Source organism: Leifsonia lichenia, assembly GCF_054780215.1.
Map to the genome: position 1 here is coordinate 346,885 of NZ_BAAGWT010000001.1, position 12,293 is coordinate 359,177.

The following is a 12,293-nucleotide window of genomic DNA, read 5'->3' on the forward strand; positions in this document are numbered from 1 at the left end:
CCGCGCGTCACGCCTCCTGGTCGTCGTTGTAGCGGGCGAGCATGGTGGCGAAGGCGCGCAGCTCGTCGGCCGTCCAGCCGGACAGGCGCGTCGTGAGGGCCGCCTGCACGGTGCTCGCGGCGTCGCGCAACGCCGCCGTGCCCGCATCCGTGAGTCGGAGCGCCTGGCCGCGGGACGCATCCGGCTCGGCGGAGGCGACGAGGCCGAACTCGGCGAGCGCGGCGAGCTGGCGGGAGACGGTGGAGCGGTTGAGCTGGAAGTGCGCGGCGATGTCGACGGCGCGGCAGCCGGGGTTGGCGCCGATGTGGCTGAGGAGCGACTGGTCCACGAAGGAGAGGGCTTCGTTCGCGCGGCGCACCCTTGCCGTGCCGCGGCGGGCGACGGTGGTCAGTTCGGCTCCGATGCTGGCGATGATGTCGTCGCGATCGGCCTTCTGCTCGGGGTGCGTGCTCACGAGTCCAGGATATCGGTTGCACTATGCAACAGTCACTGTGCAAGAATGGATGTTGCATAGCGCAACTATGTATCCCCCTCCCCATCTCCCACCCACCCCCCTCCGCCAGCAGAAACGAGACAGCACCGGTATGTCCACGCACCGCATCGCTCCCATGCCCGTCCAGCAGCGACGGTCGATCTGGCCGCCGGCCCCGTTCTGGAAAGCTCTCGGATCGCACCTTCTCATTCCGCTGTTCCTGGCCGCGGGCATGGCGCTGGCATACCTCGGCGCCTTCCACCAGCCGGAGCCGCACGACCTGCCTGTCGCCATCGTCGGCACCGGTCCAGCGGCGGACGTCTTCGCGCAAACCCTCAACGACACGGCGGCGAAGGAGCTCGATGTGACCACCGTCGCCGACGCCTCCACCGCCCGGGCGAAGGTGGAGAGCCAGGAGCTCGCCGCCGCCTACGAGACGGACGCCACCCACGCCACGATCATCGTCTCGACGGCCAGCTCGGCGACCACGGCGGAAGCCGCGACCAAGCTGTTCCTCCCCATCGCGTACCAGCAGCACCTTCCCGTCACCATCGACGACGTGCGTCCCGCCGCGGTCAAGGACGGCACGGGCCAGGGCCTGTTCTTCCTGCTCGTGGCGCTCAGCGTCGGCTCATACGCCAGCGCCATCGCGGTCGCCGCCGTCACCGCCAAGCTCGGGATGGGCTGGCGCATCGGGATCGCCGCCGGCGTCGCCCTCGTGGTCGCAGGGATCGGCGTGGTGGTCGCCGGACCGATCTACGGCGTGCTCTCCGGGAACGAGTGGAGCATCTGGCTGCTCGGCGCGCTGTACGTGTTCGGCATCGTCACGATCGGCATCGGACTGCATCCCGTGCTCGGCAAGTGGACGACGCCTGCGCTCACGATGCTGTTCGTGATGCTCAACTTCACGAGCTCGGGCGGGATCTTCGCCGCATCGCTGTCGCCGGCGCTGTTCGCCGGGCTCAACACCTTCTGGAACGGGGCAGCCTGGCTGGATGCGGCGAAGGCACTGACCTACTTCCCCGGCCAGGCGTTCGGCTTCGACGGGCTCCGGCTCGCACTCTGGGCCGCGGCAGGCCTCGCCCTCATCGGCGCGACCCACCTCTTCAGCGCGCGCAAGCGGCGCATCGCCGACGAGCACCGCCTCGTCACCGCAGCCGAGGAGGAGTCGGTCATCGCCGCCTGACCCGCGCGCAGCAATCGAGCCCAGGCTTTTTCCCCTTAAGAACGCGTCTTAAGGGGAAAAAGGCTGGGCTCGATTGCGTGGATCAGGGGGTGGGGGTGGAGCTGGCGGAGCTGGCGGCGGCGCGGGCGCGGTGGGCGCGCACCTTGGCGCGGTTGCCGCAGCGCTGCATCGAGCACCAGCGGCGATTGCCGGAGCGCGACGTGTCGAGGTAGACGAGGTCGCAGTCGTCGGCGGAGCACTCGCGGATGCGACCGTCGGCTTCCGCGGAGAACAGGCGGACCGCATCCCTGGCCACTGTGGCGAGCGCCTGGTGCGGGCGGGCGTTGGTGCGGCCGGCCTGACGACCGCCGCCGGCGAGCACGGGCGGGATGTCCGGGGTCGCGGCGAACAGGTTGACCACGTCGACATCCTCCGGGCGCAGCGTCTCGCCGCGGCTCTGCTGCCTGGCCAGGCGCCCGATCGCGGAGCCGAGGGCCGCAGCATCCCGGAACTCCCGGTCACCGGCGGTGGGGGCGACCTCGGGGAAGCGGGCGGTCAGCCAGTCGTTCAGTTCTTTGGCATCATGGACTGTCTGCCATTCGCCGCCGTCCTGGTCGAGCCCTCCGGCGTAGGAGAAGTCGAGTGCCAGCGCACCGGAGTCGAACCAGAAGTGCTGGCCATCGGCCGAATCCATCCACTGTCCGGTGCCGTTGGTGAGTATCGCAGCGATCGCCATGTAACCAATATAGTCGGTTACGCGACGCCGGATGGGATACTGAGCGGATGGCCGCCACTCGCCCAGATCCGACCCACATCATCGACGGCAGCGTCGTGCGCCTGCGGGCGCTCAGCCGCGAAGACCTGCCCGACCTGTTCGACGCCATCGGACACCCGGAGGTCTTCGCCGGTGGCTGGGGAGGCGGCCCGGCCGCCTACCGCGACACCTACGAGGAATGGCACGAGTTCATCGTGAAGTACCTGCAGTGGGGCACAGGCAACGTCACCGCCGTCTGCCTGCGCAACGACGGCGACCGCATCGTCGGCACGACCACCCTCGGCGACTTCGACCTCGTGAACGAGTCCGCCCACATCGGCTGGACGGCGTACGCACCAGAGGTCTGGGGCACCCGCGTCAACGCGGAGACCAAGCGCCTGCTGCTCGGAACGGCGTTCGACAACGGCTTCGAGCGCGTCAAACTGCAGGCAGACGTGCTCAACACCCGCTCGCGCTCTGCCATCGAACGCCTCGGCGCGAAGCCGGAGGGCGTCCTCCGCCACATGCAGCGGCGCGCGGACGGAACCTGGCGCGACACCGCCGTGTTCTCGATCCTGCGCGAGGAGTGGCCGGAGGTGCGGGCCGGACTGGATGCGCGACTCGCGGCGACAGGCGCCTGAGCGCCCTCAGTTCCCCTGCTCGCTCGCGGCCGATGCCGCCATGCGGCGCTGCGCCGCCGAGACCTCGCGATGCTGCCACGAGATGAGGTTCGCCGCGTCGAATCGACGGGAGCAGGCGCCGCAGGCGAGCGCCCTGGCCGGCTTGCGATAGCGGTAGTGCGTGTGACCGCGCGGGCAGGTGCCGACCCAGGGCGCGAGGTCGTCGGCGATCGCCCCGCCGTGCAGGCGCTTGCCCTCGTAGCCGAGATCGATGGCCGTCGCCCGCCAGCGAGGACCGTGCCCGGCGCGTGAGCCGGCCAGCGCGTGGGCGACCTCGTGCAGCAGGATCTGGTGGATCTCGTCGTCGTCGTAGCGAGCGGCCAGATAGCGGGAGACGGTGATGCGCTTGGCCGTGTAGTTGCACAGGCCCGCGCGCGTCTTCGCGTTGTCGAAATCGAACGTCCACACGGACGGGTCGAGATGCAGGGCGATCAGCGCGTTCGCCCAGCGCCTGACGCGTTCCAGATCAGCCATCAGCGTCCACCACCGGGTGGATGCGCTCGACGGCCGAACAACTCATGCCAGAATCCTACGCGCGTTTCGCGCCGCCCTTCCAGGCCGGGAGGCCGTGCGGAGCACGCTCAGCGCGCGTCGTCCGACGACGTCTCCTGCGGCTCAGGGGCACGGTTCGCGGCGTCGGGACCGCGCCGCTCCGACGCTGCCGCTGCCGCCTCGTCCTTCTCGCCGCGGTGCGCGTCCGCGAACGATTTGACCACCGCGACCGCGATCAGGGAGCTCTCGATGTCGCTCGGCGAAGCCCCCAGCTTCTCGCGGAGGAAGACGGCGGCGGTCACATCGGCCAGCGCGTTGTCGTAGTCCTCCGCATCGAAGTACGCCTTGCCGCGGTTCTGGGTCGCGAAGGCCTCGAGAGCCGTCCACTCGTGCGCGTGGGCCTCGTCGACGCATCCGGTGAGCTCGGTGATCGCCTCGTCGAGCTTGCCCTGGAACTGCAGGACCTGCGCCCGGCGGACGCGCGCGCCGAGGAGCTGCTCCCTGTCGCCGGTGAACCGCGCCTGGCGCACGGCCTCGTTGCCCACCTGCATCGCCTCGTCCAGCCGACCGAGCAGACGCAGCAGCACGGTCTTCTCGTTGAGGGCGCTGAGGCTTCGCAGGCCGCCGAGTTCGTCGAGCCTCAGGCCGGCCGCACGCAGGTCGACGCGCTCGCGCAGGGTGGTCGGGTCGTAGCCGAGGATGATGCTCAGGGTTCTGCTCCAGATCGTGTAACCATCCCAGACTAACGCGACACGTCGATCAGCCGGGGTGCTTGACGGATTGCGCCGGGACGAGCGCCACCTGGATGAGCTTGTCGTCGCCGGAGCGCGGGTCGCCTCTGCCGTCGGTGTTGTTGGTGAGCAGCCACAGCGTGTCGCCGTGCGCCACAGCATCCCGCAGCCGTCCGAAGTCGCCGTCGAAGAACGGCTCGACGGTCACCGGGGCGCGACCGGCGCTCGACCAGATCGTCCAGAGTCGCTGGCCGCCGAGGCCCGCCATGAAGATCGTGTCGCCCACAATGGCCAGCCCGCTTGGGCTCGCCTGGTCGGTCGGCCACTGGTGCACGGGGTCGGTGTATTTCGGGTCTCCACCGATCCCCTCCACGTTCGGCCAGCCGTAGTTCGCGCCGGGCGTGATGATGTTGAGCTCGTCCCAGGTGTTCTGTCCGAACTCGCTCGCCCACATCGTGCCGTGCGAGTCCCAGCCGATGCCCTGCGGGTTGCGGTGCCCGTACGACCAGACGGGCGAGCCGGGGAACGGGTTGTCGCCCGGGACGCCGCCGTCCGGGGTGACGCGCAGGATCTTGCCGCCCAGCGAGGCGACGTTCTGCGCGTTCGCCGGATCGGAGGCGTCGCCTGCGGTGATGTAGAGCCTCCCGTCCGGACCGAAGGCGAGGCGCCCTCCGTCGTGGTTGGACGCCTTCGGGATGCCCGTGATCACGTTCTCCGGCGCGCCGATCGCGTAGCTGCCCGGCACGCCGGTCAGCGGCATCCGAACCACGCGGTTGTCGGCGGAGGTCGTCTCGTACGCGTAGAGATACCGCGGCGCCGACTCCTTCCTGACGGCCAGTCCGAGCAGACCGCCCTCACCGGAGTGGACGACGCCCGGTACGGTGCCGACTGTGCGCATCCCGCCCTGCGGCAGCCGTTCGAGGACGGTGCCGCTGTCCCGTTCGCTGATGAGCGCAGAGCCGCTGGCGAGCGGCACGACCGACCACGGCGCGTTCAGGCCGGTCTCGAGCACCGTCGTCTGACCGGACGGCTGCCACGGGATGGCGGGGATGGCGGGGATGCTCGTGGTGGGCGACGGCCGCGGAGCCGGGTTCCTGGTCGCGGTCGGCTGCGGCACCGGGGCGGGGGCCGTGCACGCGACGAGAGCGCCGGCGACGGCGAACACGGCAGCGGCGAGCACGACGCTGCGCCGGAGTGGCCGGACGCCGACGACGCCTGCTCTGCCTCCCGGCGTTCCGGCTCCTGCTGCTCGGTTCATGGCGCTGCCTCCCTCTCGACTGCGCGGACCGTGGGGTCATGGTAACCCCACGGTCCGAGCGGCCGTTCAGGCTGCGCTACGCCTGGCCGCGCCTGCGGCGGGCGACGAACGCCGCGCCGATCAGCATCAGCAGCGCCGCCCAGCCGGCGACGAGGAGGTAGTCGCCGGTGGAGCCGGTGGCCGCGAGGCCGCCTGCCGCCGAGCTCGCACCGGGGCCAGGCGTCGGAGTCGTGGTGAACGTCGGGTGAGGCGTCGGCGTCGGCGTCGGCGTCGTGCCTGGGCCGCCGGGCTCGCCTGGCCCAGACGGGTCGACCGGCTTGTTCACGACGACCTGCGAGCAGGCGGCGTCCGGCTTGCCCGTGCAGGTGCCGTCCGTCGTCGGCGGCTTCCACGGCCCGACAGGGGGCGTGCTCACGGTCGCGATGTTGGCGTACGTTCCCGCCTTCGCGAAGGTGAGCGTGACGTGCAGGTCGATGGATGCGCCCCGCTTCAGCAGTGCGATCGGCCAGCTCACGACACCGTTGCTCTCCGTGCCGCCCTGGTCGGCGGAGACGAAGGTCGAGCCGGCCGGCAGCGTGTCGGTGACGGTGAACGCCGTCGCGTCGAGCGCGCCCTGGTTGGTGACGGTGATCGTGTACTCGACCGCGTCCTTCTCCATGACGCTCAGCGCCTTGGCCGTCTTGCCGATCGACAACGCCCCGAACTCGTAGGTGTTCGTGATCGTCGTCGTCTGGTCGGCGGGGACGGCACCGGCCTGCTCCGTGGACAGGATGTGGATCGTGCCCGCCGAGATGGAGCGGTCGGCCTCGCCGTAGCTTCCCGGCGCTCCGTGCTCTGCGACCGTGCACTCTGCGCCCAGCGGGATGCCGTCGATGCGGGCGGTCAGCCCTGTCGCGGTCGCGAGCGACACCTGAGCGGCGGCGCCGAGGTCGACGGGAGCCCCGGCGACCGTACAGGTCACATCGGCCAGGAACTCGGCGGGGGCGGCGGAGGCCGCCGACCCTGTGACGACCTTGTCGACCTGCAGAGGACCGGTGACGAGCGTCACACCGGCCTTCACGGGAGCGCGGCGCACCGTTCCTCCGCCCGTCAGCGCTGCCGTTGCACCGAACTGGTTCCACGCGTACGAGGCACCGGACGCGATCGAGACGGGAGCCCCATCCGGAGCTGCGGCGGTCGCCGGGCGGTTGATCGTGCGGTAGGTCGCACCGACCGTGGCGCCGGGCGGGAGGGTGCCGGCGGCCGTGGTGGTGAAGTCGAGCGTCACGCGGATGCCCGTCACGGCCGACCAGTCACCGGTGAACGCGGTGGACGGCGTCCACTCGGACGCGACCGGGTTCGCCGAACAGGTCGGATCGCTCGGCCAGGCGGTCGCTCCCGCGCCGACGCAGACGTCTGGCGCGGTCGTGACCTCCCAGGTGGTGGTCGTGCCGGCCGGCGCGTCGGCGACGAGACCGTACGCGGGGTCGAACACCGGGCGGTAGGTGGAGCCGCGGGCGGAACCGGTGGCGAGCATCCGGTCGCCGGGGGTCGGCAGCGGTTCGACGAACGCGAGCGCGTCGTACGTCACCGTGCCGCTGTTGATCGCGCGCAGGCGCCACTGGTCCGTTCCGCCGACCACGGTGTTCGCCGCACACGGAGACACGTAGTATCCGTCGGCGTCCGGGAGGCAGGCGGCGCCGGGGTTGGTCACGTTGACCGCGCCCGTGACGATGCCGTCGACCACGTCGCCCTTCACGCCCTTGCTCGTGTAGAGCGACGGGCCGGAGATCGGCTGCACGTAGTTGCTCGTGCCGCAGGCGTTCGCCGCGAGGCCGGAGAGCACGCCCTGGCCGTTGCCGGACGTGTTGGTGCACGCATCCAGGGTCTGCGTCGTGCTGACGGAGAACTGGTTGACGGCCTGCTGCGTTCCGGTGAGGCCGGGCTGGAGCACGAGGTTCAGCAGAACGGTGAACCGCTCGCCCGGCGACATCCGCGCGCCGCCGGCCGGCCAGGTGAGCGTGAGCTCTCCCGTCGCAGGGTCGAGCGCGGCCGTCGGCGTGACGGAGAGCGTTCCGCCCGGCGTCGTCGCGTACGTCGGCGCCTCGCCGTCCCACACGAGCGAGCCCGGCAGGGTGTCGACGAGCTTCGTGACGTCGACGAACCCGGTCCCGGTGTTGGCGAAGGTCAGCGTCCAGAGGTTCGGGTCGCCGACGCTCACCGTGTGCACGCTGTTCTCCGGCGTCTTCGAGACGTCGAGGCTGTGCGTTCCGGTCAGCAGGGCGATGCTCGCGGAGGCGTCGTCCGTCCGGTCCGCGTACACGGCGGGGTTGTCCGTGCGGTGCGTCAGGGCGGTCACGGTGTCTGCCACTGTGCTCGGGAAGACGATCGCGGAACCGTCGCGTGCCGCATCCCGCAGTTGCACATGCAGGACGGCAGTGGCGGTGAAGTTCGCCGGGATGGTGGTGCGGCTGAAAAGCCCGCCGTCCGCTCGGCTGAACACGAACCGGATGCCCGTGATCTGGTCGACGGCGGTCGTCGGCAACGAGGCCGTCGCGGCGGTCGTGCCGGTGATCCAGGTGGCTGTGCCACCCGTCTGCACATCCACCCGCACCTGGTCGGCTCCTGCGGGGAGCGCGACGTCTGCTGCGGAGAGACCGGTGAGCGCGAACTCGTTCCAGAACGCCTGGTCCACATCCGCGATGGTGAGCTGGTGGGTGGCGGCGGTCGCCTGGCCCTGGTTCGCGGTGAGGGTGACGGCGACGGGTGCGTGCCTGTCCTTCTCGAGCACCGACGGCGTCGAGAAGCTCTTCGACGCCTTCACGTCCAGCGTGGCTGTGGTGAGCGTCAGACCGGCGTTGTCGCTGTCGCTCGGCTGCGAGCCCTGGCCGGTCGGGTAGAGCACGGGGTCGTAGCCCTGCGCGAAGGCGTAGTTGTCGACGCGGAAGGCCTTCACCTCTGCCGAGGGGAGGCTGCGCTGGGTGACCCGCACCTGCGTGCTCAGGATCATCGAGAGCTTCTGGCCGCCGGCGATCGACCCGCCGTTCGCCGCGGGGTCTGTGCCCTGGTAGACGACGCTGACGCCGACCACATCCACGAGGTCTGCCGCCTGGAGCACCACGGCCTGGATCATCGGGAGCGACGTGGTGCTGAGCGTGCCGTCTGCCGCACGGTGCCAGAGCGTCACCCGCGATGCGGCAGCGTCGACCTGACCGGCCGGGATGGCGAACGCGATCTTCGTCAGGTTCAGCCGCTCGAACGGGCTGGCCGCACTGTAGCTCGCGCCGGCGAACGGGTCGGTCGCCCAGGCGTTCGCCGCAGAGAGGCAGTCGCCCATGGATGCGCTGTCGCACGGCGACGGGTCCGTCACCCTGATGTACGAGGCGCGGGCCGCTGCCGCGTTGGTGGCCGTGATGGTGAAGTCGTTGCGCGGGTAGTCTCCCGCATCCACGTCGCCGGCCTTCGGCACGACCATCGTCGTGTGCTCGCTCGTCTTCGCGACGTCGACGAGCGGCGGCTGGTCGATCAGGGCGATGTTGTCCGAGGCGTTCACCGGGCCCACCGGCGTTCCGTTGTGCACGCCGGACGCCGAGCTGCGGTTCCAGACGGTTCCCGGCGTCGGGTCGTTGAACGCCGTGCTCGCCGTCGCGAACGGGTGGGCGAGGTCGGCGGGGTTCCGCTGCAGGTTGCGGAGCTGCCAGACCAGGCCGAAGCTGCGCGACTGACCGAACGCGACGGTCGCGATTCCCGAGCCGACCGGAGGGGCTGTCGGGTCGGTGGATGCGGCGCGCCCTGTGTCGTTCGGAGCGACGGTGATGCGCACCCCTGTGGTGTCCCGCAGCTCGGTCGCGCTGAGGGTGTATCCCTTGAAGCCCGTTCCGTTCATCCAGGTGCCGCCCGGGGCTGCCACCAGGTTCCACGCGTTGTCGTGGAACAGCCACACCTCGGTGACGGCATCCCACTTCAGCAGCGGCTGCGAGGCGAAGGAGACGGGCGCGATCCGCACCAGGTCGAACGCCTGGAAGACGGTCTGCGACGGGTCGGTCTCGTTGGAGGCGGGGTCGGAGATGGTCACCGAGCTGTATCCGGTGTCTGTGACACCCCAGGAGAGCACGGTGCCGGCCTGCTGGCCGGACTGCGACGGCAGCTCGGTCAGGTCGCCGGTGAGATCCGGCTTCGTCCACTTCTTGGCGGTGCCGAGCGAGCCGGTTCCGCTCGTGCTCCGGATGGCGGCGTTGGCGTTCGCGGTCAGCTCGTCGCTGACCACGGGCGGTGCGCCGGCGATGACGCCGGACGCGTGCGACTTCGCCTGGTTCTGGTAGGTGCTCGCGGCCCCGTTGGCGACCGAGGTCGTGCCTGTGCCGTCGCGCAGGTCGGCGCGCGCCTGCGCGGTGACGTTCGGGCTCACCGTCGTCCCCTGCGCGAATCCGGCCGGGTTCGCGAAGGTGAAACGCAGGCCGGTGATGCTGCCCACGAGCCCAGCCGGCAGCGCGGCGCTGTAGTTCTGCGCGGCCGCCGTCGCGTCCACGACCGTCAGGACCGTGTACGTCGCTCCCCCGTCGGTCGAGTACTCGACGGTCATCGTCGAGCCGAGCGGCACCTGCGTCGGAGCGATCGCGATCGGGTTGAACGCGTTGTAGAAGTCGTTGGCCGTGCCAGGACGCCAGACGTCCTCGACCACGATGGTGTTCGGCCGCACGTATGCGGAGTCGGTGGACGTGGTCGCGGGAAGCTTGGCCACGACGGTCGACCCCGGCGACACGGCGCCGGACGGCGAGATCGACTTCGCCAGTTTCAGCGAGATCTCCGGGTAGAAGACCTTGAGCGGCGCCGTCGCCGTCTTGCTCGCGGTGCCGGCCGGGTTCGTTCCGGTGACCTTCACGGTGTTCGTCACGTCTGCCGGGCTGTCGCTCTCGGCGATGTAGTCGGCGGCGGGGGCGATCAGGAACTGCGCCCCGGCGATCGCGCCGACCGCGACCGAACCGGTGTACGTGAGGTCGAAGCCGGTGAGGTGGGCTCCGGCGGGGGCGGCGGGAGGAACGGGCGTCGCACCGTCGAGGAATGGAACGGCGGCGCTGCTGCCGTCGGAGAAGAACCAGACGACGGATGCGCCGGTCGCGCCGGACGGGTATGCCAGGGGCGCCGCGAAGCCGCCGAAGCCGAGCGAGTCCGTGAAGAAGTCGCGGTCGCTCAGAGTGAGCGCGGTGAGCGGCCCGTTCGAGTCGTTCTTGCCCGTGATCGAGGCTGTCGCCGTGGTTCCGGCGGGGATGCGGGCAGGCGCGATGGTCTTTCCGGCGCTGACCACGACGTTCAGGCCGCCGATGGTGAACGGCGCCTGCGCGGTCTTGGAGACCTCCGGCTTGCCGGGAACGGTGACGGTGCCGGTGACCTTGTTGGTGACGGTCGCGCCGCCGACCAGGGAAGCGGAGGTGATGCGGTTGTCTGCGCGCTGCGCGACGGTGACGGCGACACTGCCCGCTGCGCCGTTCGCGGCGATCGTGGCTCCGGTGCTGCTGGTGTAGCTGAAGCGGAGACCGGCCACGTCTGCCGGCGCGACGCCGGAGGGAAGCTGGATGTCTGCGGCGGAAGCCGGAGGGCCCGTCTGCCACTTCCAGGCGTTCGAGCCGCTGTCGTACACGTACGCGTCGACCTGCACCAGGTCGGCCCCGGCAGGAAGGCTCACAGCGCCGAATCCGGCGAAGTCGACGATCGCGAACGGGTTGGCCGCGTCGAGGCCGGCCGCGCCGTCCTGCGCGGCGGTCGGGTCCTGCACGGCGAGCTTCGCGGCAGGGACGTTCGAAGTGTTCTGGCTGGTCAGGGTGACGGTCGAGTTCGCACCCGGCGCGAACTGCTGGTTCGCCGGGGCCCAGGTCTTCCCGACCTTCTCGTCCACGGAGACGGGGATGTTCACGGTCACGTCCGCCGAGCCACGCGCATCCGGTGCTGTCGACGACGTGCCGAGCGCGGTGTTCGTCACGGCGACGCCGTTGTACGCCCAGTCGGGCGCGAGGTTCTGCGGGGCCTTCATGGTCACCGTCACCCGGTATGTGCCACCGGCCGGGATGCCGACGCCGCCGGCGACCGTGTCGGTGAAGAGCACGGTGAGCACGCACGACGAGGTGACGGTGTTCGTGCATCCGGTCAGCGTCTTGGTGAACGGCTTCGAGCTCGGGGAGACGCTGGTCTCCAGGATGCTGAACCCGGCGAACTGGGCGGGGAGCGCATCCACCAGCTTGGCGTCGACGCAGTCGTTGTCGTCGCAGCCGACCATCACGGTGTACGTGAACTCCGACCCGTTCGTCACGGCGACCGCAGCCTTGCCGTCGACGGACTTGTCGACGGTGAGGGACGCGGTCGCCGCGAACGCCGGTCCCGCGACCACGCTGCCGCCCACGAGGGCGACGACGAGAGCCACGGAGACCGCACCGAGGCGCTTCAGTCGCCCGAAGGCGAGAGCGCTGCTGTCTCGATGCTTTGCTGTGGAGCTGCTGAACGGATTTCGGGCATGACGGAAAGCGCGACGAATCACAGAATCGGGTCTCTGTTCCGCGGAAGCCGGGTAAGCACGCGCAATCGAGCAGATTCGGGTCAGCTCGGGCGGCGCGACTCCCGGTTCGGGTTCCGGGAGTTTCTTCCGCCCTTCATGTATATCCACTCAGCGGGTGGAGTGGAAGGACCGTTGTACCCCACTTTGTGGTTACAGTCCCCATAAATGCGGACACCGCCGGGGCGAATGCCTCGGCGGTGTCCTCTGCGCTGGAT

At 70.3% G+C, this 12,293-nt stretch carries 8 protein-coding genes; 2 read left to right on the top strand and 6 right to left on the bottom strand.

Annotation, left to right across the window (positions count from 1 at the left end; all coding sequences use genetic code 11):
• Positions 1–7 precede the first annotated feature (7 nt).
• Positions 8–454 carry a MarR family winged helix-turn-helix transcriptional regulator gene (locus ACYVGI_RS01655; RefSeq protein ID WP_460630916.1) on the bottom strand — a complete coding sequence of 149 codons (447 nt, stop codon included), beginning with the start codon at positions 452–454 and terminating at the stop codon, positions 8–10.
• Positions 455–584: 130 nt separating this feature from the next.
• Between ACYVGI_RS01655 and ACYVGI_RS01660 the strand changes: the two genes are divergently transcribed.
• On the top strand, positions 585–1,658 hold the full coding sequence (locus ACYVGI_RS01660; RefSeq protein WP_460630917.1) for a hypothetical protein: 1,074 nt from the start codon (positions 585–587) through the stop codon (positions 1,656–1,658).
• 82 nt (positions 1,659–1,740) lie between these two features.
• Here the strand turns inward: ACYVGI_RS01660 and ACYVGI_RS01665 are convergent, their stop codons facing one another.
• Positions 1,741–2,373: a CGNR zinc finger domain-containing protein gene (locus tag ACYVGI_RS01665; RefSeq protein WP_460630918.1), complete on the bottom strand. Its 633-nt coding sequence runs from the start codon at positions 2,371–2,373 to the stop codon at positions 1,741–1,743.
• A gap of 47 nt (positions 2,374–2,420) precedes the next feature.
• On the opposite strand from ACYVGI_RS01665, the gene ACYVGI_RS01670 reads away from it, so the two are divergent.
• Positions 2,421–3,032: a GNAT family N-acetyltransferase gene (locus ACYVGI_RS01670; protein ID WP_460630919.1), complete on the top strand. Its 612-nt coding sequence runs from the start codon at positions 2,421–2,423 to the stop codon at positions 3,030–3,032.
• Between the two features lie 6 nt (positions 3,033–3,038).
• Here ACYVGI_RS01670 and ACYVGI_RS01675 read toward each other — a convergent pair whose 3' ends face one another.
• The 4 genes from ACYVGI_RS01675 to ACYVGI_RS01690 form a co-directional block, all read right to left on the bottom strand.
• The gene (locus ACYVGI_RS01675; protein ID WP_460630920.1) at positions 3,039–3,545 is read right to left on the bottom strand and encodes a SprT-like domain-containing protein; all 507 of its coding nucleotides are present in this window, start codon (positions 3,543–3,545) and stop codon (positions 3,039–3,041) included.
• 107 nt (positions 3,546–3,652) lie between these two features.
• The gene (locus tag ACYVGI_RS01680) at positions 3,653–4,150 is read right to left on the bottom strand and encodes a hypothetical protein (protein ID WP_460630921.1); all 498 of its coding nucleotides are present in this window, start codon (positions 4,148–4,150) and stop codon (positions 3,653–3,655) included.
• Positions 4,151–4,322: 172 nt separating this feature from the next.
• Complete coding sequence (locus ACYVGI_RS01685; protein ID WP_460630922.1) at positions 4,323–5,552, bottom strand: PQQ-dependent sugar dehydrogenase; 1,230 nt, start codon at positions 5,550–5,552, stop codon at positions 4,323–4,325.
• Between the two features lie 76 nt (positions 5,553–5,628).
• Positions 5,629–11,946: a DUF5979 domain-containing protein gene (locus ACYVGI_RS01690; RefSeq protein ID WP_460630923.1), complete on the bottom strand. Its 6,318-nt coding sequence runs from the start codon at positions 11,944–11,946 to the stop codon at positions 5,629–5,631.
• Positions 11,947–12,293: the final 347 nt, after the last annotated feature.